Source organism: Enterobacter sp. 4974935 (assembly GCF_058661735.1).
On sequence record NZ_JBZWGT010000003.1, the window covers coordinates 4,457,194 to 4,478,863 of the forward strand.

The 21,670-nt window shown below is 57.5% G+C and carries 20 protein-coding genes; 10 read left to right on the forward strand and 10 right to left on the reverse strand.

Annotation, left to right across the window (positions count from 1 at the left end):
- Window positions 1-91: 91 nt before the first annotated feature.
- The 7 genes from AC4OVS_RS22555 to rhaB all read right to left on the reverse strand — a co-directional run bounded on the left by AC4OVS_RS22555 (window position 92) and on the right by rhaB (window position 8,442).
- Window positions 92-1,093 (reverse strand): ABC transporter permease, encoded by a 1,002-nt coding sequence (locus tag AC4OVS_RS22555; RefSeq protein ID WP_271074922.1) that lies wholly within the window; start codon window positions 1,091-1,093, stop codon window positions 92-94.
- Window positions 1,090-2,094, reverse strand: coding sequence for an ABC transporter permease (locus AC4OVS_RS22560; RefSeq protein ID WP_023305096.1), 1,005 nt, complete (start codon window positions 2,092-2,094; stop codon window positions 1,090-1,092). Before AC4OVS_RS22560 ends, AC4OVS_RS22555 begins: the two co-directional genes overlap by 4 nt.
- A complete protein-coding gene (locus AC4OVS_RS22565) occupies window positions 2,094-3,596 on the reverse strand; it encodes a sugar ABC transporter ATP-binding protein (RefSeq protein ID WP_491922730.1) in 1,503 nt (500 codons plus the stop codon). The genes AC4OVS_RS22560 and AC4OVS_RS22565 overlap by 1 nt, the downstream gene beginning before the upstream one ends.
- 99 nt (window positions 3,597-3,695) lie before the next feature.
- Window positions 3,696-4,682 (reverse strand): rhamnose ABC transporter substrate-binding protein, encoded by a 987-nt coding sequence (rhaS, locus tag AC4OVS_RS22570; RefSeq protein ID WP_023298909.1) that lies wholly within the window; start codon window positions 4,680-4,682, stop codon window positions 3,696-3,698.
- 82 nt (window positions 4,683-4,764) lie between these two features.
- Window positions 4,765-5,595 carry a rhamnulose-1-phosphate aldolase gene (gene rhaD, locus AC4OVS_RS22575; RefSeq protein WP_063148347.1) on the reverse strand — a complete coding sequence of 277 codons (831 nt, stop codon included), beginning with the start codon at window positions 5,593-5,595 and terminating at the stop codon, window positions 4,765-4,767.
- A gap of 121 nt (window positions 5,596-5,716) precedes the next feature.
- A complete protein-coding gene (gene rhaA, locus AC4OVS_RS22580; RefSeq protein WP_022649817.1) occupies window positions 5,717-6,976 on the reverse strand; it encodes an L-rhamnose isomerase in 1,260 nt (419 codons plus the stop codon).
- Window positions 6,973-8,442, reverse strand: a complete 1,470-nt coding sequence (gene rhaB, locus AC4OVS_RS22585) for a rhamnulokinase (protein ID WP_491922731.1) — start codon at window positions 8,440-8,442, stop codon at window positions 6,973-6,975. Before rhaB ends, rhaA begins: the two co-directional genes overlap by 4 nt.
- A 301-nt stretch (window positions 8,443-8,743) precedes the next feature.
- On the opposite strand from rhaB, the gene rhaS (AC4OVS_RS22590) reads away from it, so the two are divergent.
- Together rhaS (AC4OVS_RS22590) and rhaR are read left to right on the forward strand one after the other, a co-directional pair.
- A complete protein-coding gene (rhaS, locus tag AC4OVS_RS22590; protein ID WP_022649815.1) occupies window positions 8,744-9,580 on the forward strand; it encodes an HTH-type transcriptional activator RhaS in 837 nt (278 codons plus the stop codon).
- Window positions 9,581-9,653: 73 nt separating this feature from the next.
- Window positions 9,654-10,502: an HTH-type transcriptional activator RhaR gene (gene rhaR, locus AC4OVS_RS22595; protein WP_022649814.1), complete on the forward strand. Its 849-nt coding sequence runs from the start codon at window positions 9,654-9,656 to the stop codon at window positions 10,500-10,502.
- On the opposite strand, the gene rhaT is transcribed toward rhaR, so the two are convergent.
- Entirely contained in the window at window positions 10,503-11,537 is a 1,035-nt protein-coding gene (rhaT, locus tag AC4OVS_RS22600) for an L-rhamnose/proton symporter RhaT (RefSeq protein WP_491922732.1), read from the reverse strand.
- Window positions 11,538-11,825: 288 nt separating this feature from the next.
- On the opposite strand from rhaT, the gene sodA reads away from it, so the two are divergent.
- Entirely contained in the window at window positions 11,826-12,446 is a 621-nt protein-coding gene (sodA, locus tag AC4OVS_RS22605; RefSeq protein WP_003861999.1) for a superoxide dismutase [Mn], read from the forward strand.
- A gap of 66 nt (window positions 12,447-12,512) precedes the next feature.
- Window positions 12,513-13,187, forward strand: coding sequence for a 6-hydroxyaminopurine reductase (gene yiiM / locus AC4OVS_RS22610; protein WP_165716208.1), 675 nt, complete (start codon window positions 12,513-12,515; stop codon window positions 13,185-13,187).
- 99 nt (window positions 13,188-13,286) lie between these two features.
- On the opposite strand, the gene cpxA is transcribed toward yiiM, so the two are convergent.
- Together cpxA and cpxR are read right to left on the reverse strand one after the other, a co-directional pair.
- The gene (gene cpxA / locus AC4OVS_RS22615) at window positions 13,287-14,660 is read right to left on the reverse strand and encodes an envelope stress sensor histidine kinase CpxA (RefSeq protein ID WP_022649811.1); all 1,374 of its coding nucleotides are present in this window, start codon (window positions 14,658-14,660) and stop codon (window positions 13,287-13,289) included.
- Window positions 14,657-15,355: an envelope stress response regulator transcription factor CpxR gene (gene cpxR, locus AC4OVS_RS22620; RefSeq protein WP_003862004.1), complete on the reverse strand. Its 699-nt coding sequence runs from the start codon at window positions 15,353-15,355 to the stop codon at window positions 14,657-14,659. Before cpxR ends, cpxA begins: the two co-directional genes overlap by 4 nt.
- 150 nt (window positions 15,356-15,505) lie before the next feature.
- On the opposite strand from cpxR, the gene cpxP reads away from it, so the two are divergent.
- The 6 genes from cpxP to AC4OVS_RS22650 all read left to right on the forward strand — a co-directional run bounded on the left by cpxP (window position 15,506) and on the right by AC4OVS_RS22650 (window position 21,651).
- A complete protein-coding gene (gene cpxP / locus AC4OVS_RS22625) occupies window positions 15,506-16,012 on the forward strand; it encodes a cell-envelope stress modulator CpxP (protein WP_023305089.1) in 507 nt (168 codons plus the stop codon).
- Window positions 16,013-16,165: 153 nt separating this feature from the next.
- Window positions 16,166-17,050, forward strand: a complete 885-nt coding sequence (fieF, locus tag AC4OVS_RS22630) for a CDF family cation-efflux transporter FieF (RefSeq protein ID WP_023298903.1) — start codon at window positions 16,166-16,168, stop codon at window positions 17,048-17,050.
- A 184-nt stretch (window positions 17,051-17,234) separates the two neighbouring features.
- Window positions 17,235-18,197 (forward strand): 6-phosphofructokinase, encoded by a 963-nt coding sequence (gene pfkA / locus AC4OVS_RS22635; protein ID WP_003862009.1) that lies wholly within the window; start codon window positions 17,235-17,237, stop codon window positions 18,195-18,197.
- A gap of 231 nt (window positions 18,198-18,428) precedes the next feature.
- A complete protein-coding gene (locus AC4OVS_RS22640; protein WP_003862012.1) occupies window positions 18,429-19,418 on the forward strand; it encodes a sulfate ABC transporter substrate-binding protein in 990 nt (329 codons plus the stop codon).
- 111 nt (window positions 19,419-19,529) lie between these two features.
- Window positions 19,530-20,273, forward strand: coding sequence for a CDP-diacylglycerol diphosphatase (locus AC4OVS_RS22645; RefSeq protein ID WP_063853151.1), 744 nt, complete (start codon window positions 19,530-19,532; stop codon window positions 20,271-20,273).
- 73 nt (window positions 20,274-20,346) lie between these two features.
- Window positions 20,347-21,651, forward strand: coding sequence for an SLC13 family permease (locus AC4OVS_RS22650; RefSeq protein ID WP_491922733.1), 1,305 nt, complete (start codon window positions 20,347-20,349; stop codon window positions 21,649-21,651).
- Window positions 21,652-21,670: the final 19 nt, after the last annotated feature.

A 21,670-nucleotide genomic window follows, 5' to 3' on the forward strand; every position in this document is an offset into this window, starting at 1 on the left:
CCCTAACCCTCTCCCCGGAGGGGAGAGGGGACTGCTTGGTGCGGCTTTTCACCCTCTCCCCTCAGGGGAGAGGGCAGGGGTGAGGGGCAATTTAATTCCGTCTTCGCAGCATCATCCGGCGGGTAATAATCGGCAGCGAAATCACCACGATCAGCATCGCGCCGATAATCACCGACATCACAATGCCGGGCACGTTGAGCAGGCTTAGGCCGAAGGTCACCAGCCCCATCAGGAAGGCGGCGATAATCACGCCCACCATGCTGCCGGACCCACCGAGAATATTGACGCCGCCGAGCACCGCCATCGTCACCACCGCCAGCTCCCAGCCCATCGCGATGGTCGGGCGGGTGCTGCCCAGACGCGAGGTAAGCAGCACCGACGCCAGGCCGGACATCAGCCCAACCAGCGCGAAGAGGATCAGGTTGTGGCGCTTCACGTTGATGCCGGAGTACCACGCGCCGGTCGGGTTGTTGCCGATGGCGTAGGTGCGGCGGCCAAAGTTCGTGCGGTGCAGCACAAAGGCAAACAGAGCGGCCAGCACGATAAACAGCGCAAACTCAAACGACAACGCGCCCCAGACGTAGCCCTGGCCGAACCAGGCGAAGCTCTCCGGGTAGCTGTTCAGCGCCTGGTCCCCGAGCAGGATGTAGGTGATCCCGCGGTACAGGCTCATGGTGCCGATGGTGATGACGATGGACGACAGGTTAAAGCGCGTCACCAGAATGCCGTTGAACAGCCCGCACAGTAGCCCGACGCCTAATCCGACGCAGACCAGCAGCGGCGTATCGACGCCCGCCGCAGCGCAAAAGCCCATCACCGTGGAGCTGAGCGCGATGGTGGAGGCTACCGACAGGTCAATTTCCCTGGCGATAATCAGCATCGCCATCGGCAACACGATGATCGCTTTTTCGGTGAAGTTGAACGTCGCGTCGGAGAGGTTCCAGATATTGAGGAAGTAGGGTGAGGCGAGCGCGTTCACCACAAACACCGCCAGCGTCACCGCCAGCAGGAAGCCCTCCCAGCACAGCAGACGCTGGAAGAAGCCCGGCGCAGAAGTGGGTTTGATTGCTTCAGATGTCATCATTTTGCTCATGATTTCACCGCCAGTTTCTGACGTGCCAGCGCCGCATCGCGCAGTATCAATCGGCCTTTACGTTTATTGCCGCGCTCGTTCAGCAGCACCGCTATCACAATTACCGTGCCGGAAATCGCCATCTGCCAGAACGGGGAGACGCCGATCACCGGCAGGGCGTTGTTAATCACCCCGAGGAACAGTGCGCCAAACAGACAGCCGAGCACGCGCCCGGTGCCGCCCATGGTGCTGATCCCCCCAATCACACAGGCTGCCACCACCTGCAATTCAAAACCGTTAGCGACGTCAACATACGCAACGGCAAAGCGCGATATCCACAGGTAGCCGCAGAACCCGGCCAGCAGACCGGAAAGGCAGAAACTAATGAACTGCATTTTTCCGGCGTTGATCCCGGTGTAGTACGCTGCCGTGGCATTACCGCCTGCGGTGTAGAGCGCTCGTCCGGTGCGGCTGTAGCGCAGGAAGTAGCCCACCAGCAGCAGCGCGGCGATGGCGCACCAGCTCAGCACCGGCAAGCCCAGCACTGACGCACGTGGCAGGCCGAGGAAATCTGTACCCATCTGGTTTGAGTTCACCCAGCCGCCGCCGGAGAGCAAAAAGATCATTCCACGGTAGATGCTCATAGTACCGAGCGTTACCACAATCGCCGGAATGCCCAGCTTCCACACCAGCAGGCCGTTTATCGCGCCCATCAGCAGCCCAAGCACGCTGGCAAGGATCAGCAGCGCCCAGACGGGCACGTCCGGGTAATGGAAATTAATCAGGGCGACAATCATCCCGGTCAGGGCCAGATTGGCCGCCATCGACAGGTCGATGCCTTTCGTGAGAAGCACCATCATCTGCCCGAGCGCGAGGACGATCAGAATGGCGGTGTCGTTAAACATCTCCACCAGGTTGCCCGGCGCGATAAACGATGGCACGCGGCTACCAATGGCGACGATCATCAGGATAATCACCGCGCCCAGCAGGGCTTCGCGGTGTTTTAAGAGTGAGCTAAGCATTATGCCGCCTCCTGTTTTGCACCGCTGGCGGCGCTGACGATGGTTTCCGCCGTCGCGTCTCCCGCCTGGTACTCGGCCACCATCAGCCCCTCGTGCATGACGATAATGCGATCCGCCATGCCCATCACTTCCGGCAGTTCGGACGAGACCATAATTACCGCCAGCCCCTGACTGACCAGCTCGGACATAAACTGATGCACGGCTGCTTTTGAGCCGATATCGATGCCTTTTGTCGGCTCATCGAGGATAATCACGTCAGGGTGCGTCGCCAGCCATTTGCCGATCACGACCTTTTGCTGGTTGCCGCCAGAGAGGGTCTCCACCGCCTGCTTCCAACTGAAGGCTTTCACTTGCAGGCGTTTGGCGTACTCGTCCGCCAGCTTCCATTCACGGTCGTCATGCAGCACACCGTTCGGATTGAGCTTGCTGAGCTGAGGCAGGCTGATGTTCTGGGCAATCGGCAGGGCGATAATCGCCCCCTGTTTCTGTCTTTCTTCCGGCACGCAGACGATACCGGCTTTGATCGCATCCGCAGGCTGGCGGAAGCGCCGGGGCTGTCCGTTGAGGATAATTTTCCCGGACGATGGCCGCGTGACGCCGGAAAGCGCCTGCATCAGCTCGGTACGCCCGGCCCCCACCAGCCCGTAAAAGCCGAGGATTTCCCCTTTACGCAGGGAGAACGAGATATGCGCAAACTCGGTCGGATGGCAGAGGTTTTTCACCTCCAGCACCGTCTCGCCTTTTTCGCAGTCGATGTTAGGGAAAGTTTGGGTAATGGCGCGCCCGACCATCATCGACACCATGCGCTCCTCGGTGATCTCATTTATTGCACCTGCACCGACGAACGCGCCGTCGCGCAAAATAGTGTAGTGATCGGCCAGCTCAAAAATCTCGTCGAACTTGTGGGAAATAAACAGGATGGCTTTGCCCTCCTGCTTTAAGCGCTCCACAATCTGGTAAAACTCGAGGATTTCATGCTGCGACAGCGCCGCCGTCGGTTCATCGAGGATCACCACCTGCGCCTCAAACGACAGCGCGCGGGCAATCGCCACCATGTGACGCTGGGCGATGCTCAGGGTTTTCAGCGTCGCGCGCGGGTCGATTTGCACTTCCAGCCGCGTGAGGATCGCCTGCGCCCGGCGGTGCATTTCCGGCCAGTCGAGCTTTTTCAGGAAGCCTTTGTGAAGGTACTGACCGACAAAAATATTCTCGGTGACCGAGAGTTCATCAAACAGCACGGTTTCCTGGTGAATGGCGGTGATGCCCATTTTATGCGCCGACTCCGGCGTCGGGAGATGAACGGGGATCGCTTTATAGAGAATTTCGCCCTCGTCGGGCTGGTAAATGCCGGTCATCACTTTGACCAGCGTCGACTTGCCCGCGCCGTTTTCGCCGATAAGCGCCGTCACTTTGCCGGGCCACAGCGCAAGCTGCACGTTCTCAAGAGCACGCACGCCGGGGAACACCTTGGTGATGCCAGAAAGCTGTAGCAATGGGGTCATGATAGTTCTCCTGGACAGAGGAATTTGTAGGGCGGGTAAGCGGCAGCGCCACCCGCCTTTTGCCGGATGGCGCTACGCTTATCCGGCCTACAAATTGCATCAAAAGATTTTCGAGAACTTATCAATATTGCTGGCATCGTAGACGAACGGCTCGGCCATCGCGCCGTTGCCGTCAGCATCCAGCTTCACTTTGCCCAGTCTGCCCATGCTGGCCTCGCCTTTCGTGGCCGTGCCTTTCACCAGGTCATCCGCCAGGTAGGTTGCCGCATAGCCGAGGTCGATCGGGTTCCAGATGGCAAAGCTCTTGCTCGCGCCGGACTTCACCGCGCCCGCCATCTCGGACGGCAGGCCTAAACCGGTGACGTACACTTTGCCAATCTTGCCCTGGTCCTTCACCGCCTGCGCAGCGGCCACAATGCCCACGGACGATGGCGAAACAATCACTTTCAGTTCGGGGTAGGTTTTCAGCAAGCCGACCGCTTCGCGGTAGCTTTTGTCAGAGAGATCGTCTCCGTAGGCCACGGTCACCAGATTGACGGACGGGTACTTCGGCAGCACCTTTTTCATCTCCGCAATCCATGTATTCTGGTTGGTGGAGGTTGGCGTGGCGCTCAGCACCGCCACGTCGCCCTTCTCCACGTTCAGCGCTTTCAGCGCGTCGGCGGCGAGCTTCACGTTGGTTTCGCCAATCAGGGCATTATTGGACGGGTTGAGGTGGATCTGGCGTCCGGCTTTCGCCACCCCGGAGTCCCACGACACAACCTTAATGCCGCGCTGCATCGCTTTTTTCAGCACCGGCACGACGGCGTCCGGATCGTTCGCGGAAATCGCGATCGCATCCACGCCCTGGGCGATCAACCCGTTCAGCACCTCGATCTGCGCTTCCGCCGTGGTGGTAGTCGGGCCGGTATAAATCACTTTTACATCGCCTAACTCTTTGGCCGCCTCCTGCGCGCCGACGTTCGCTGCCTCGAAGAATCCATTTCCTAAGGACTTCGCCACCAGGGCGATTTTCACTTCTGCTAAAGCGGAACCGGACAACGCCAGAGCGGCAACGGTGAGGATCAAGCTTGCTTTTATTTTCATTGCTTTTACTCCACTGACTTGAGTTAGTTGTAGGGATTGCAGGTGGTTTTCGCCCCGTCTCAATGAGCGGGGCGCGATGTTGTTATTGGTACAGATCTAACGCCGACTGCATGGGGGTGACGCCAAAGCGTTTGCCCAGGGCGATCAGCTCTTCCCGGGTGATGGTCTGCTTCATGCCGCCCATGGAATAGACCTTCACCAGCACTTCCGCGGATTTCTCGGCGGTGTCGATCAGGCCGAAGGTTTCATCCAGCGTCGGGCCGCTGCCGAAGACGCCGTGGAACGGCCACAGCACCAGTGAGTGCTTCTGCATGTCCGCTGCGGTTGCCTGACCGATTTCGTCGGTGCCCGGCACCATCCACGGCAGAATGCCGACGCCGTCCGGGAACACCACCAGACACTCGGTACTGCCTTCCCACAGTTTGCGAGTGAAGAAATCAGAATTATTTTCCAGCACGTAGGTCAGGGCGATCAGGTTGGTGGCGTGGCAGTGCATGATCACGCGGTCCTTGCCATTGGTCGCCTTGATGCGCTCGCAGTGGGAGAGGAAGTGCGCCGGCAGTTCAGAGGTAGGCACCGCGTCGTCCGTTAGCCCCCACAGAATGTGGTAGCCCGCGCCGTCGCTGTCCACTTTCACCACGCCAAGGTTGGCCTGCGGATCGAGCTGGACGTTGCGGAAGAACTTCCCGGAACCGGTGACGATAAACGGCGTGTTGGCGAGCAGCGGCATCGGCTGGCTCAGGGCGATATAGCGCGGCTTCTGGTGGAAATCGGCGGCAAATGGCTCGATATCCGCGTCGTCCAGGCGTAGCGTTAGGTTGCCGCCGTTGCGCTCATCCCAGCCTTTGAGCCAGGCGTCAGAGGTGGCTTTGATCATGCCCTGGACGAACCAGGAAGTGGTGATGGTCTGCATAGTTTTCATTTCCAGTTATCGCGGTGAGGTTGAACCCCTCACCCTAACCCTCTCCCCAAAGGGGAGAGGGGATGGTTTGCTCCCTCTCCCCTTTGGGGAGAGGGCAGGGGTGAGGGGGCAGTTACCCGCGCTGACTCAACACGTCTTCCTCATATGCCCGCACGTTGTCCAGCCACTGGCTGCCCGCAGGCGCATCGTGACGCTGGCAGTACATCTCCCACACCGCCTGCCACGGCAGGGATTTCTGCTCTTCCAGCAGCGCCAGGCGCGCGGTGTAGTCGCCGTTTTCTTCCAGCTGTTTCAGGGCGGCGACAGGCTCCAGCAGCGCGCGCAGCAGGGCTTTCTTCATGTTGCGGGTGCCGATAACCCACGCCGCGATGCGGTTGATGGAGGCGTCGAAGAAGTCGAGGCCAATGTGTACGCGGTCAAAGAGGTCGTGGCGGATGATTTCGCTGGCAATGGCCTGGGTTTCGTCATCCAGCAGCACCACGTGGTCGCTGTCCCAGCGCACCGGGCGGCTGACGTGCAGCAGCAGGCGCGGCACGTAGAGCATGGCGGCGGAGATTTTGTCGGAGATCACCTCGGTTGGGTGGAAGTGGCCGGCATCCAGGCACAGCGCGGTCTGGCGGCTGGTGGCGTAACCCATGTAGAACTCGTTTGAGCCCACGGTGTAGCTCTCTGCGCCAATGCCGAACAGCTTGCTCTCGACGGCGTCGATGTGGTGCGCCGGGTCCAGTTTTTCGCTGATAGCTTCATCCAGCGCGGCCAGCAGACGCTGACGCGGGGCCAGTCGGTCTACGGTGATGTCTTTCATGCCGTCCGGGATCCAGATATTCATTACCGATGGCGTGCCAAGCTGCTCGCCGAAATACGCCGAGACCCGGCGGCTGGCTTTGACATGGTCGATCCAGAACTGGCGGATTTCGTCGTTGGCGTGCGCAAGGGTAAACCCGTCCGCGCTCAGCGGGTGCGAGAAGCAGGACGGGTTAAAATCCAGACCCAGCCGGTTGGCCTTCGCCCACTCCACCCAGTTCTTAAAGTGTTCCGGTTTGATTTCGTTACGCGCGACCGGCTCGTCGGATTCGAGATAAATGGCGTGCAGGTTCAGGCGCTTTGGCCCGGGGATCAGGCTCAGCGCCAGTTCCAGATCCGCACGCAGTTCGGTGGCGTTGCGCGCTTTGCCCGGGTAGTTACCCGTGGCCTGAATACCCCCCGTCAGGGAACCGCCCGGGTTCTCGAAACCGGCGACGTCATCACCCTGCCAGCAGTGCATGGAGACGGGCAGACGGTCGAGCTGGCGCAGCGCCTCTTCGACATCCACGCCGACGGCGGCGAAACGCTGTTTAGCCAGGTCCCAGGCTTGTTCAAGTTGAGTGGTCATGCGCAAAGCTCCTTAGTCAGTCGTTTTTGCTGAAACTGCGCCCGGTAGCGGGCAATTTCATGGCAGGGATGGGGGGTGAAGGTGGTCAGGCTGTTATTCGCCGTCACCACCGAACGGAAATCGTCGACGTTTGAAAGTTCGTCCAGGGTCATCAGCTGAATGCCGATATTGCCGAGCGTGGAGGCTTCAATCGGACCTGCCACCACGGTAATGCCGCAGGCATCCGCGCAGAGCTGGTTCAGCAGCTGGTTCTGGCAGCCGCCGCCCACGATATGCAGTTGTGTGAACGGTTTGCCGCGAAGGTCAGCCAGCTCGCTCAGGATGTCGGCATACAGCAGGGCGAGGCTGTCAAAAATGCAGCGTGCCAGCTCGGCGGGGCGGGAAGGTACCGGCTGCCCCGCTTCAAAACAGGCGGCCTGGATTTCGGCGCTCATGTGCACCGGGTTGATAAAGCGATCGTCGTTCGGGTTGATCAGGAAGGTGCAGGCCTTCAGCGTTTCGGTTTCCGCGATAAGCGCGGGCAGGTCGGTGATGTTCTGCTCTTTCAGCACCCGCTGGAGCAGCCACAGCCCCATGATGTTCTTCAGCACCCGGTAGCGGCCTTCGGCACCGCCTTCGTTGGTGATGTTCGCCGCCATCGCGGCATCGCTGGTGTACGGGGTTTTGCTCTCGAAGCCCATCAGCGACCAGGTGCCGGAAGAGAGATAGGCCGCATCTTTGTCGGCGAGCGGCGAGGCAATGATCGCGCTCGCGGTGTCGTGACTGGCGACGGCGACAACAGGGATTTCATTCCCCTGCGGGCAAAGCCAGTGACCGATCACATTGCCCGGATGGGTTGGCGCGCCGAACCAGGACGGCGAGGCGCCCGTCCAGGCCAGCAGATGTTCATCCCAGTTATCGGTGTTGATGTTGACCAGCTGCGTGGTGGTGGCGTTGGTGTATTCCCAGTTCATATTGCCGGTCAGACGGTAGCTTAAGTAGTCCGGGATCAGCAGCGCATGCGCCACCTTTTCGACCAGCTCAGGCTGTTGCTCAACCAGCGCACGTAGCTGATACAGCGTGTTAAACGGCAGAAACTGGATGCCACTGCGACCATAGATGTTCTCCTTGCCAAGCTGCGCGATGGCGTGCACCATCAGCCCATCGGTGCGGCTGTCGCGGTAGGAGACCGGCAGGCCGACGCGTTCGCCGTGACTGTCCAGCAGCACGTAATCCACACCCCAGGTATCAATGCCGATACTGTCGATGCGAATACCGTCTTCGCAGACGTTGTGAAGTCCGGTGCGGATCTCTGCTTCCAGGGCGTCGATATCCCAGGTAACAAAACCGTCCTGTTTTTGCAGACAATTGGCGAAACGGTGCATTTCGCGAAGCGTAAGGGTGTGCAGGTCGCAGTCCCATGTGGCGAGCATTACACGGCCGCTGGATGCGCCTAAATCGACAGCCACACAATGGCGAAAAGTCATGGTCGGGTCCTTTCTTAAGTCATTAGCGAGGAGTGTAAGAAAGGGAAGAAATAGCCACCTTCTCGCCACTGACAGCCCAAATCTCGCGCTGGCAAGAAAGCAAAGATGAACGTGAGGGAGTTCACAGTTTCCAGTAATCGCGGGGTTTGCAGGCAGTGTGACGCTGACCGCATTTCCCGATCTTTCCGCCTGTTTCTTGAAAAACCGGCAGCTTTTGCGCGGTTTGCTGTCAAAAATTTAAGGTGAGCGGGGAAGGCCTTAATTACTATTTTGAGAACTTTTCTCATTGGTAGAGGCCGTTATGACCGTACTGCACAGCGTCGATTTTTTTCCTTCGGGGGCTTCGCCGGTTGCGATTGAGCCACGGCTGCCTCAGGCTGCGTTCCCGGAACATCATCATGATTTTCATGAAATTGTGATCGTTGAGCACGGAACGGGCATCCACGTGTTTAATGGTCAGCCGTATACCATCAGCGGCGGTACGGTGTGCTTCGTGCGCGATCACGACAGGCACCTGTATGAACATACCGATAACCTGTGCCTGACCAATGTGCTCTATCGTTCTCCGGATGCGTTTCAGTTTCTCTCCGGGCTGAATCAGCTGTTGCCGCAGGAGAAGGACGGCCATTATCCGTCGCACTGGCGGGTGAATCAGTCCACGTTGCAGCAGGTGCGTCAGCTGGTAAGCCAGATGGAGCAGAGCGAGGATGGACAGGAGACGCACGCCATTGCTACCCGCGAGATGCTGTTTATGCAGCTGCTGGTGCTACTGCGGCGCAGCAGCCTGGTGGAAGGGCTGGAAAATAACGACGCGCGCCTGAATCAGCTGATGGCCTGGCTGGAAGATCATTTTGCCGAAGATGTCTGCTGGGAAACGCTGGCGGATGACTTTTCGCTCTCGCTGCGCACGCTGCATCGTCAGCTCAAGCAGCATACCGGGCTGACGCCGCAGCGCTACCTCAACCGTCTGCGCCTGATCAAAGCGCGTCACCTATTAAGGCACACGGATGAAAGCGTCACGGATATCGCCTATCGCTGCGGTTTCGGCGACAGTAACCACTTTTCAACGCTGTTTCGTCGGGAATTTAGCTGGTCGCCGCGCGATATCCGTCAGGGGAAAGACGCGTTGCTTCAGTAACGCGAGGGCAGTCACCGTTTTTTTACCGCAGAAAGGCTAATAATGTCCGGTTATTCGCCGTCGAGGTTGTGGTGTGGCTGCTCAGTTAATTCTTCGTAAAGATGATTTTTTTGCCTCCGCGAGTCAGGCCGTTGCGGTGGCGGACCGCTATCCGCAAAACGTCTTTGCCGAGCATACCCACGAGTTCTGCGAGCTGGTGCTGGTGTGGCGGGGCAACGGCCTGCACGTCCTCAACGACCGTCCCTACCGCATCACGCGCGGAGACCTGTTCTACATCCGCGCCGAAGATAAACACTCTTACGCCTCGGTTAACGATCTGGTGTTGCAGAACGTCATCTACTGCCCTGACAGGCTTAAACTGAATGTCGACTGGGCGGGCAATATCCCCGGTTTACATGATGCCAGAGGCGAACCGCACTGGCGCTTAAGCAGCAACGGCATGGCTCAGGTGCGCCAGACGATTTCCCAGCTGGAGCAGGAGAGCCAGAAGAGCGATCCGGTGGCAAACCAGATGTCGGAGCTGCTTTTTGCCCAGCTGGTGATGACCCTGAAGCGCCATCGTTACGCTACGGATAATCCCTCTGCCACCACGCAGGAAGCGCTGCTGGATAAGCTCATCACCCGGCTTGCGGGCAGTCTTAACAAGAGTTTCGTGCTGGAAAAATTCTGCGAGCAGGAGCAGTGCAGCGAGCGCGCGCTGCGCCAGCAGTTCCGCACCCAGACGGGGATGACGGTCAACCACTATCTGCGCCAGCTGCGCATCTGCCACGCCCAGTACCTGTTACAGCATACGGAGCTGATGGTGAGTGAAGTGGCGATGCGCTGCGGCTTTGAGGACAGTAACTACTTTTCGGTGGTGTTTAACCGTGAGGTGGGGATGACGCCGGTTCAGTGGCGTCATCGCAGTCGAAAGGCAGCGTAATCAGTTCGCCATGCCGAGGCCGACGATATTGGCCGCAATAATAATCACCACACAGCCCAGGCTCAGCACGCTAACCGGACGACGCCCGGCATTGTTCCACTCTTTCAGCACCAGCCCAACCAGCCCGCCGCACAGCACGTAGAAGCTCATGTGCAGCATCCAGCTCATGTAGTCATACTGCGCCGGAATACTGGCGTGACCCCAGGCGTAGAAGAAGAATTGCAGATACCACATCAGACCGCCGAGGGCGGAGAGCAGGACGTTGGTGACGATCAGCGGTTTTGCCAGCGAGAAGTCGGCTTTTACCGACAGGTTGTTCACTTTTGCCAGACGAATAAAGCAGAATCCGAGGTTTACCAGCGCGCCGCCGCCCATGATCACCACGTAGCCTGGCAGGGCAACGTACAGCGGGTCGACGCCCAGCGCCGCAGCGGCGTCGTGCATCGGTTTGGCGGCGTTCATCGCGAACGACATGCCCGCCGAGAAGACGCCGCACATCACCGCCAGTAGCAGCCCTTTCTTCAGGTTGAACTCTTCGGCTTTGATGCCCATCTTGCGTTCTTTCAACTGGCCCGCGCGGGTGACAATTCCCACGCCGATCACCGCTACCAGCACGCCCAGCAGCGTCATTCGCCCACCCTGGGTGTTGATCAGCACATCGAAGTTGCCGTTGAGGATTGGCGTCATCAGGGTGCCAACAATCAGCGTAATGCCGATCGCGATGCCAATCCCCATCGACATTCCGAGGTAGCGCATGGTGAGGCCGTAGTTGATATTACCGATACCCCACATCGCGCCGAACAGGAATACCGGCAGCAGGGTGGAGGCGTTGAAGGAGGAGAAGTAGCCCCAGAAATCGGGCAGCAGCATGGCGCTGATTGTCCACGGCAAAATCAGCCAGGACACGGTACCGCCAACGGACCACATGGTTTCCCATGACCAGCCTTTCACCTTTTTAAACGGGGCATAGAAACAGGCTGCACTGGCCGCGCCTATCAAATGCCAGAAAATACCCATCGTAATCGCATGATTCATTTTTACATCCTCATCGTTTTTATAGCCGGAGGCTTCCCGCCGACTTGATGAGTGTAAAAATTAGGCGGTTTGGGAACCTTCAGAAGGTTGCCGCACTTTTGTTTTGAATGGCAATCAGCACGTTAACCACGTGAGCAGACTCACAATTCCTTCATTTCTCAAAAACCGAATAACCTTATAAAAACTACGGCATTGATAATCATTTTCAATATCATTTAATTAACTATAATGAACCAACTGCTTACGCGGCATTAACAGCTGTGCCGCCCGACAATAATGGAGAGGATTATGAGTTATACACTGCCATCCCTGCCGTATGCCTACGACGCACTGGAACCGCATTTCGACAAGCAGACGATGGAAATCCATCACACTAAACATCACCAGACCTACGTGAATAACGCGAATGCTGCGCTGGAAAGCCTGCCAGAGTTCGCTAATCTGCCTGTTGAAGAGCTGATCACCAAACTGGACCAGCTGCCAGCAGACAAGAAAACCGTGCTGCGCAACAACGCGGGCGGTCACGCTAACCACAGCCTGTTCTGGAAAGGCCTGAAAACCGGCACCACCCTTCAGGGCGACCTGAAAGCGGCTATCGAGCGTGACTTCGGTTCCGTTGACAACTTCAAAGCGGAATTCGAAAAAGCCGCTGCAACCCGTTTCGGCTCTGGCTGGGCGTGGCTGGTCCTGAAAGGTGACAAACTGGCGGTCGTTTCAACCGCAAACCAGGACTCCCCGCTGATGGGTGAAGCTATCTCTGGCGCATCCGGCTTCCCAATTCTGGGTCTGGACGTGTGGGAACACGCTTACTACCTGAAGTTCCAGAACCGTCGCCCTGACTACATCAAAGCCTTCTGGGATGTAGTGAACTGGGACGAAGCAGCAGCGCGTTTCGCCGCTAAAAAATAAGGTTGCATTGACGCCTGTGAGAAGCGAGTCTGATGACTCGCTTTTTTTGTATCTGAAGGAGTGGAGATGCATTACCCGGTGAATGTGTTTACAGGCAAGGTAAGGGAGTACGAAGGCAGTCGCCCGAGCGCTATCGCCAAAGTGCAGGTCGACGGTGAGCTGACGCTTACCGAGCTTGGTCTGGCGGGCGACCAGCAGGCCGAAAAGAAAATCCACGGCGGGCCCGATCGCGCGCTGTGCCACTATCCGCGCGAGCACTATCAGCACTGGAAAACCGAATTTCCTGAACAGGCGGACCTTTTCGTCGCCCCCGCGTTTGGCGAAAATCTCTCAACGGAAGGGCTGACGGAGAAGAACGTCTTTATTGGCGATATTTATCGCTGGGGCGATGCTCTGATTCAGGTCACCCAGCCGCGCTCGCCGTGCTTCAAACTTAACTACCATTTTGGCATTCAGGATATGTCGGCCCAGCTGCAAAACGCGGGTAAAACCGGCTGGCTGTATCGCGTTGTGCAGGCGGGACAGGTTTCGGCGGATGCGCCGCTGGAGCTGGCTTCGCGCCTGAGTGAGGTGTCGGTATTCGAGGCCTGTGCCATTGCCTGGCATATGCCGTTCGACGATGAACAGTTTCACCGCCTGCTGTCAGCGGCAGGATTATCCACCAGCTGGACCAGAACGATGCAGAAGCGGCGGATAAGCGGCAAGATCGAGAGCAGTTCGCGGAGATTGTGGGGGAAATAATTGCCCCTCACCCCGGCCCTCTCCCCAGAGGGGCGAGGGTGAAAAGACCGCACCGAGCCGTCCCCTCTCGCCCATGGGGAGAGGGTTAGGGTGAGGGGATTACGAACGCTTATACAGCGGCAGCCACAGCGTTAGCCGCAGCCCGCCCAGCGGGCTGTCATCGGCTTTCACCCAGCCACGGTGCTGCTGCATGGCGGTTTCAACAATCGCCAGACCCAGCCCCGTACCGCCAGATTCACGGTCGCGCGCCTCGTCGGTACGGTAGAACGGACGGAAAATCTGCTCGCGATCTTCCGGGCTGACGCCTGGACCGTCGTCGTCCACGATGATAGTGATCCCGTCTTTATCCACCGAGAACGCCACTTCAATCTTCGTGTGCGAGTAGCGCAGGGCGTTACGCACGATATTCTCCAGCGCGCTTTCCAACGTGTTGGGGTTACCGTACAGCGGCCACGGGCCCGGCGGGAAATTGACGGTGAAGGATTTGCCCATCTGTTCCGCTTCGAAGGCCGCGTTGTCCAGCACCTCATGCCAGAGGTGATTGGCTTTCACCGTTTCGCTCACCAGCGCGTTTTTCTGCTGATTGCGCGACATCACCAGCAGATCGTTGATCATGCTGTCCAGGCGATGCGCTTCCGTCTCAATACGCTCCAGCTCTTTGCTCTCACCGCTGCGACGGCGCAGCAGGGCGGTACCCAGCTGTAAACGCGTGAGCGGCGTCCGCAGCTCGTGGGAGATATCCGACAGCAGACGTTGCTGGGCCGTCATCATTCGATCAAGCGCGCTCACCATCTGGTTAAAACTGGTTCCGGCGGCCAGGAACTCCTGCGGCCCGGATTCCAGCTCCGGATGCTGCCTCAGGTTGCCCTGCGCCACTTCGTCCGCCGCGTTTTTCAGCTTACGCGCCGGTTTCGCCAGGCTCCACGCCAGCCATAACAGCAGCGGGGAACTAACCAGCATGGTGACAATCAACAGCAACAGCGGACGGTCAAACAGCAGGTTGATGAAGTCGGACTGGGAACTGCTCGCGGGGCGAATCAGGTAGAGCTGGTAGTTATCTTCCCCATCCCGCACCGAGAAAGGGCCCACCATTTCTACCCGACCATATTTCTTTTTCTGCGGGTGATCGGCGTTATCCGCCTGGCCAATAAAGTTGCGGATAATCTGCATTTCATTGCGATCGGCCCCAATCACGCGGCCTTCACTAGTGACCAGTAAAAGACGTTGTCCGGGGGGCGCCCACTTGTCGATAGCGCGAAACAGCCTGCGCCACCACATTAAATCGTTCGGCGGATCGTTTGCCAGCTCCGCTTCCACGTGCTGCTCGATCATCACGCCCTGACGTTGCTCGCTGTCGAGCAGCTCCGTCATCTGGCGTGAGTCGAGTTTTGGCAACATCAAAACGAGCATTAAAACCAGTGCCAGCGTCAGCCAGAAGATGGCGAAGATGCGGGCGGTTAAGCTGCCTATCATGAAGCGGAAACCATCAGATAACCGCGACCACGCAGGGTTTTAAACCAGGGGTGACCGTCTTTACGCTCCGGCAGCTTACGGCGCAGGTTCGAGATATGCATATCGATGGCGCGGTCAAACGGGGTGAGGCGTTTGCCCAGCACTTCCTGGCTCAAGTGTTCACGCGACACCACCTGGCCGAGATGCTGCGCCAGCAGATACAGCAGGGTGAACTCGGTGCCGGTTAGCTCCAGCGTTTCACCGTCGAAGCTCGCTTCCTGGCGGCCCGGGTTCAGGCTCAGGGAGTCCACTTCCAGCGTAGGTGAGCTGTTGTCGGTATTCTGCTGCTGCTCGCTCCAGTGAGAGCGGCGCAGGATCGCGCGAATACGGGCCACCAGTTCACGGTCGTTGAACGGCTTAGGTAAATAGTCATCCGCACCCAGCTCAAGGCCGAGTACGCGGTCAAGCTCGCTGCCGCGCGCGGTCAGCATAATGACGGGGGTCTGGTGTGTCTGGCGAAGCTCTTTCAACGTATCAATACCGTTTTTCTTCGGCATCATGACGTCGAGCAAAAGTAAATCGATGCTGTCGTCAAGGAGACTCAGCGCCTGTTCCCCATCATGGGCAACCAGGACGTTGAAACCTTCCATGTCGAGCAACTCCTTTAAAAGAGATGTGAGCTCTCGGTCATCATCAACTAACAGGATTTTATTCATTGTTTAAATACCTCCGAGGCAGAAATTACGACATCAAGGCTATCTAATCCATGACTTTACGTTGTTTTACACCCCCTGACGCATGTTTGCAGCCTGAATCGTAGACTGTCTCTCGTTGAATCGCGACACGAAAGATTTTGGGAGCAAGTGATGCGCAAAGTTACCGCTGCCGTCATGGCCTCAACGCTGGCCTTCTGTGCGTTTAGCCAGGCTGCTGTAGCTATCAACAGCGATAACGGTTCCTCAGCAGAGGGCGCAACGCAGCACAGCAGCCAAAGCCATATGTTTGACGGCATAAGTTTAACCGAACATCAGCGTCAACAGATGCGAGATCTGATGCAGAGGGCAAGACACGACCAGCCCCCTGTTAATGTTAGCGAAATGGAGACAATGCATCGCCTTGTCACCGCAGAAAATTTTGACGAAAGCGCTGTACGCGCTCAGGCAGAAAAAATGGCGCAGGAACAGGTTGCCCGCCAGGTAGAAATGGCGAAGGTTCGCAACCAGATGTTCCACCTGCTAACGCCCGAGCAGCAAGCGGTTTTGAATACCAAACATCAGCAACGTATGAACCAGTTGCGTGAGGTTGCACGGATGCAGCGAAGCTCAGATATGACGCTTTTCAGTAGCAATAGCAGTACCCGTAGTAACCAGTAAACCCTGTTTTCCTTGCCATAGACACCATCCCTGTCTTCCCCCACATGATGTGGGGGTTTTTTTTGCCCATCGTTCAGTGTTGTTAACGCTTTATTCATCCTTTCACTCCACCGCCATCCGTTATACTAGCGCCATGGCATGACAGGAGTGTTTATGAATCAATCCTATGGACGGCTGGTAAGCCGGGCCGCAATAGCCGCGACGGTGACGGCGTCGTGTTTGCTGATCATTAAAATTTTCGCGTGGTGGTACACCGGGTCGGTTAGTATTCTGGCGGCGCTGGTGGATTCACTGGTGGATATTGCCGCCTCGCTGACCAACCTGCTGGTGGTGCGCTATTCGCTGCAACCGGCAGATGAAGAGCATACGTTTGGCCACGGCAAAGCGGAATCGCTGGCCGCGCTGGCACAAAGTATGTTTATTTCTGGCTCCGCGCTTTTCCTGTTTTTGACCGGCATTCAGCATCTTATTTCGCCTTCTCCGATGAACGATCCGGGCGTTGGTGTGGTCGTAACCGTAGTTGCACTTATAAGCACACTTGTTCTTGTAACGTTCCAGCGCTGGGTTGTACGCAAAACACAAAGCCAGGCTGTACGGGCCGATATGCTTCATTATCAGTCTGATGTTATGATGAATGGGGCTATTCTTATTGCGCTCGGTCTGGCCTGGTATGGCTGGCATCGTGCCGATGCGTTGTTTGCGTTAGGGATAGGGATCTATATTTTATACAGCGCGTTGCGGATGGGGTATGACGCGGTACAGTCGCTTCTTGACCGTGCGCTTCCGGATGCAGAACGTGATGAAATTTATGCCATCGTGACCCACTGGCCTGGCGTCAGTGGTGCTCACGATCTTCGTACGCGGCAGTCAGGGCCGACCCGCTTTATTCAGATTCATTTGGAAATGGAAGACAACCTGCCACTGGTTCAGGCGCATATGGTCGCTGAACAGGTGGAGCAGGCGATTTTGCAGCGTTTCCCTGGGTCAGACGTCATTATTCACCAGGATCCGTGCTCTGTCGTCCCCAGGGCGTTTTGAGCTTTCGTAATTCGTTGTAAAAAAGTGAGCCAGACCAGCATTTTGTGGATAAATTATCACCATATGGCCTGACCTGAATCAATTCAGCTGGAAGGGATTGATATACTATTTGCAGTATTCGACGGTTGAACAGTTTCTTCCGGCAGCAGATTTCAATTTTGCATTCCTAAGTTCAGAGGTAGTCATGATTAAGAAAATCGGTGTGTTGACAAGCGGCGGTGATGCGCCGGGCATGAACGCGGCAATCCGTGGGGTTGTCCGTGCAGCGCTGACGGAAGGTCTGGAAGTTTTTGGTATCTATGACGGTTACCTGGGTCTGTATGAAGACCGCATGGTTCAGCTCGACCGCTACAGCGTGTCTGACATGATCAACCGTGGCGGTACTTTCCTCGGTTCCGCGCGCTTCCCGGAATTCCGTGACGAACACATCCGTGAAGTGGCTATCGAAAACATGAAAAAACGGGGTCTGGATGCGCTGGTGGTTATCGGCGGCGACGGCTCGTACATGGGTGCAAAACGTCTGACTGAAATGGGCTTCCCGTGCATCGGCCTGCCTGGCACTATCGACAACGACATCAAAGGCACTGACTACACCATCGGTTACTTCACCGCGCTGGGTACCGTTGTGGAAGCGATTGACCGCCTGCGTGACACCTCTTCCTCTCACCAGCGTATTTCCATTGTTGAAGTGATGGGCCGTTACTGCGGTGACCTGACCCTGGCAGCGGCCATTGCCGGTGGCTGTGAGTTCGTGGTAGTTCCGGAAGTAGAGTTCAGCCGTGAAGATCTGGTCGCAGAGATCAAAGCCGGCATCGCGAAAGGTAAGAAACACGCCATCGTTGCTATCACCGAGCACATCTGTGACGTTGACGAGCTGGCGAAGTACATCGAAACCGAAACCAAACGCGAAACCCGCGCGACCGTTCTGGGTCACATTCAGCGTGGCGGTTCCCCAGGCCCGTACGACCGTATCCTGGCGTCCCGCATGGGTGCGTACGCGATCGAGCTGCTGCTACAGGGCCACGGCGGCCGCTGCGTCGGTATTCAGAACGAGAAACTGGTTCACCATGACATCATCGACGCCATTGAAAACATGAAGCGTCCGTTCAAAGGTGACTGGCTGGACTGCGCGAAAAAACTGTACTGATCGGCTCTGTTGCCCGGTGGCGGCAAGGTAAATGCAAAACGGTAACCCTTGGGTTACCGTTTTTTATGGTTGCTCCCTCTCCCGTGGGAGAGGGTTGGGGTGAGGGCATCAGGCCGCTCATTCACTTTTTTTATTCCTCCACGTTATAGCCAATCTTTTTTTATTCTTTAATCATCGGTTAGCTTTCTGGCACGCTGCATTCATCAAAACACTAAACAAGAGAGCCGGGCGATGAATAAATGGGGCGTGGGGTTAACATTATTGCTGGCATCGACCAGCGTTCTGGCAAAGGACATTCAGTTACTGAACGTGTCGTACGATCCGACGCGTGAACTGTACGACCAGTACAACAAAGCTTTTGCGGCGCACTGGAAACAGGAAACCGGCGATAACGTGGTGGTTCGCCAGTCTCACGGCGGTTCAGGTAAGCAGGCGACATCGGTGATCAACGGTATCGAAGCCGACGTGGTGACCCTGGCGCTGGCTTATGACGTGGATGCGATCGCGGAGCGTGGCCGTATCGACAAAAACTGGATCAAGCGCCTGCCGGACAACTCTGCGCCATACACCTCGACCATCGTCTTCCTGGTGCGCAAAGGCAACCCGAAACAGATTAAAGACTGGAACGACCTGATTAAGCCGGGCGTGTCTGTCATCACGCCGAACCCGAAAAGCTCCGGCGGCGCACGCTGGAACTACCTGGCGGCCTGGGGCTACGCGCTGCACCATAACAACGGCGATCAGGCCAAAGCACAGGACTTCGTCAAAGCACTGTTTAAAAACGTCGAAGTGCTGGACTCCGGCGCGCGCGGCGCAACCAACACCTTCGTCGAGCGCGGCATCGGCGACGTGCTGATTGCCTGGGAAAACGAAGCCCTGCTGGCGACCAACGAGCTGGGTAAAGACAAATTCGAGATCGTGACCCCGAGCGAATCCATCCTGGCTGAGCCGACCGTCTCCGTCGTCGATAAGGTTGTTGATAAGAAGGGCACCAAAGCGGTGGCGGAAGCCTACCTGAAGTACCTCTACTCACCGGAAGGGCAGGAAATTGCGGCGAAAAACTTCTACCGCCCGCGCGATGAGGCCGTCGCGAAGAAATACGAAAATGCCTTCCCGAAACTGAAGCTGTTCACTATCGATGATGTTTTTGGCGGCTGGACCAAAGCGCAAAAAGAGCACTTCTCTAACGGCGGCACCTTCGACCAGATCAGCAAGCGCTAAGCGTTTTACAAAGAACGACACGGTAACCCGGTGTGAGAAATCCACCGGGTTTTTTATTTGGTCATCATTTTGCGTTACTCTTTTGCCTCTATTGAAAACAGGGAACGCGTTGTGAAAAAAATTATCTTACTGATTCTGATCGTTATCGCCCTTGCCGCAGGCGGCGTGTACTGGATGAAAGCGGGTAATCCGAATGCGTTGCGTCATATCGTTCTCGACCAGTGTGTGCCCAACCAGCTGCATAACCGTAACCCGGCACCGTGTGCGCAGGTGAAGCCAGATGCGGGCTACGTGGTGTTCAAGGACCGCAACGGACCGCTGCAATACCTCCTGATGCCCACGTACCGTATTAACGGCACCGAAAGCCCGCTGCTGACTGAGCCTCAGACACCGAATTTCTTCTGGCTGGCATGGCAGTCTCGTCATTTTATGAGCATGAAGCGGGGGGCCGACGTGCCTGACAGCGCTGTTTCTCTGACCATCAACTCCCCGACCGGGCGCACGCAGAACCATTTTCATATCCACATCTCCTGCCTGCGCCCGGACGTGCGCGAGAAGCTGAACGCGGCGCAGGGGCAAATCAGCACCCAGTGGCTACCGCTTCCGGGCGGGCTGGAAGGGCATGAGTACCTTGCCCGTCGGGTGACGGAGAACGAACTGGTGCAGCGCAGCCCGTTTATGATGCTGGCGGAAGAGCTGCCGGAAGCGCGCGACCATATGGGACGCTTCGCGCTGGCGATGGCGCAGCAGTCAGACGGCTCGTTTGTATTGCTGGCGACAGAGCGTAACCTGCTTACCTTTAACCGCGCGTCGGCTGAGGAATTGCAGGATCATCAATGCGATATCCTGAAGTGACCCCACCATAAATAGCGTTTACTCGCCCTGCCTGTCGCCGTAGACTTGCTGAAAAATTCTACAGGAGACAGGTATGTCGCTCTGGTTAACGCATCCTCTGCTGCTTCCCTCGCTGATCGTCGGCGTCACCATCGTGCTGTGGGCGACGTCGCTGTTGCCGGAATTTATCACCGCGCTGCTGTTCTTTACGGCGGCGATGACCGCCAGAATCGCCCCGCCGGAAGTGATCTTTGGCGGCTTCGCCTCGTCTGCCTTCTGGCTGGTGTTCAGCGGCTTTGTGCTGGGCGTGGCGATTCGGAAAACCGGCCTGGCGGACAGGGCCGCCCGGGCGCTGTCGGCAAAGCTTACCGACTCCTGGGTGCTGATGGTGGCAAGCGTTGTGCTGCTGAGCTATGCCCTGGCATTCGTGATGCCGTCGAACATGGGACGTATTGCGCTGCTGATGCCGATTGTCGCCGCGATGGCGAAGCGGGCCGGCATTCCTGATGGCTCGCGGGCCTGGTTTGGCCTGGCGCTGGCGGTCGGGTTTGGCACCTTCCAGCTCTCGGCCACTATTTTGCCCGCTAACGTGCCAAACCTTGTGATGAGCGGCGCGGCGGAGGGCTCATACGGCATCCACCTCAACTATGTCCCGTATCTGCTGCTGCACACGCCGGTGCTGGGTATTCTCAAAGGCCTGATTCTGATTGGCCTGATCTGCTGGCTGTTTCCCGGCAACCCAAAACCGGCGAAGGATCTCGCGCCATCGGAACCGATGGGGCGTGACGAAAAACGACTCGCCTGGCTGCTGGCGGTGGTGTTGACGATGTGGGTAACGGAGAGCTGGCACGGCGTGGGCCCAGCGTGGACAGGGCTGGCGGCCTCGGTCATCGTTATGCTGCCGCGCATCGGATTTATCACCGGCGAGGAGTTCTCGGCGGGGGTGAATATGCGCACCTGTATTTACGTCGCGGGTATACTCGGGCTGGCCATTACGGTGACGCAGACCGGTATCGGTGCGGCCGTAGGTGAGGCGTTGCTCCATATCATGCCGCTGGATGCAGACCGCCAGTTTACCAGCTTCCTGGCGCTGACGGGGATCACCACGGCGCTCAACTTCATTATGACCGCCAACGGCGTTCCGGCGCTGTACACCACGCTGGCGCAGAGCTTCTCCGACGCGACCGGCTTCCCGCTGCTGTCGGTGATCATGATTCAGGTGCTGGGGTATTCCACGCCGCTGCTGCCGTATCAGGCGTCGCCGATTGTGGTGGCGATGGGCTTAGGGAAAGTGCCTGCGAAGGCGGGGATGCTGCTCTGCCTGGCGCTGGCGATTGCGACGTATCTGGTGCTGCTGCCGCTGGATTATTTGTGGTTTAGCGTATTAGGACGTTTGTAGTGGTTTTGTAGGGCGGGTT

Coding starts and splice junctions, on each gene's coding strand:
- yiiM (WP_165716208.1), top strand. CDS start 12,513: ATGCATTACCCGGTGAATGTGTTTACAGGCAAGGTAAGGGAGTACGAA.
- AC4OVS_RS22650 (WP_491922733.1), top strand. CDS start 20,347: ATGTCGCTCTGGTTAACGCATCCTCTGCTGCTTCCCTCGCTGATCGTC.
- AC4OVS_RS22565 (WP_491922730.1), bottom strand. CDS start 3,596: ATGACCCCATTGCTACAGCTTTCTGGCATCACCAAGGTGTTCCCCGGC.
- sodA (WP_003861999.1), top strand. CDS start 11,826: ATGAGTTATACACTGCCATCCCTGCCGTATGCCTACGACGCACTGGAA.
- cpxP (WP_023305089.1), top strand. CDS start 15,506: ATGCGCAAAGTTACCGCTGCCGTCATGGCCTCAACGCTGGCCTTCTGT.
- AC4OVS_RS22640 (WP_003862012.1), top strand. CDS start 18,429: ATGAATAAATGGGGCGTGGGGTTAACATTATTGCTGGCATCGACCAGC.
- cpxR (WP_003862004.1), bottom strand. CDS start 15,355: ATGAATAAAATCCTGTTAGTTGATGATGACCGAGAGCTCACATCTCTT.
- rhaS (WP_023298909.1), bottom strand. CDS start 4,682: ATGAAAATAAAAGCAAGCTTGATCCTCACCGTTGCCGCTCTGGCGTTG.
- cpxA (WP_022649811.1), bottom strand. CDS start 14,660: ATGATAGGCAGCTTAACCGCCCGCATCTTCGCCATCTTCTGGCTGACG.
- rhaS (WP_022649815.1), top strand. CDS start 8,744: ATGACCGTACTGCACAGCGTCGATTTTTTTCCTTCGGGGGCTTCGCCG.
- pfkA (WP_003862009.1), top strand. CDS start 17,235: ATGATTAAGAAAATCGGTGTGTTGACAAGCGGCGGTGATGCGCCGGGC.
- AC4OVS_RS22560 (WP_023305096.1), bottom strand. CDS start 2,094: ATGCTTAGCTCACTCTTAAAACACCGCGAAGCCCTGCTGGGCGCGGTG.
- rhaD (WP_063148347.1), bottom strand. CDS start 5,595: ATGCAGACCATCACCACTTCCTGGTTCGTCCAGGGCATGATCAAAGCC.
- rhaA (WP_022649817.1), bottom strand. CDS start 6,976: ATGACCACTCAACTTGAACAAGCCTGGGACCTGGCTAAACAGCGTTTC.
- rhaT (WP_491922732.1), bottom strand. CDS start 11,537: ATGAATCATGCGATTACGATGGGTATTTTCTGGCATTTGATAGGCGCG.
- fieF (WP_023298903.1), top strand. CDS start 16,166: ATGAATCAATCCTATGGACGGCTGGTAAGCCGGGCCGCAATAGCCGCG.
- rhaB (WP_491922731.1), bottom strand. CDS start 8,442: ATGACTTTTCGCCATTGTGTGGCTGTCGATTTAGGCGCATCCAGCGGC.
- AC4OVS_RS22555 (WP_271074922.1), bottom strand. CDS start 1,093: ATGAGCAAAATGATGACATCTGAAGCAATCAAACCCACTTCTGCGCCG.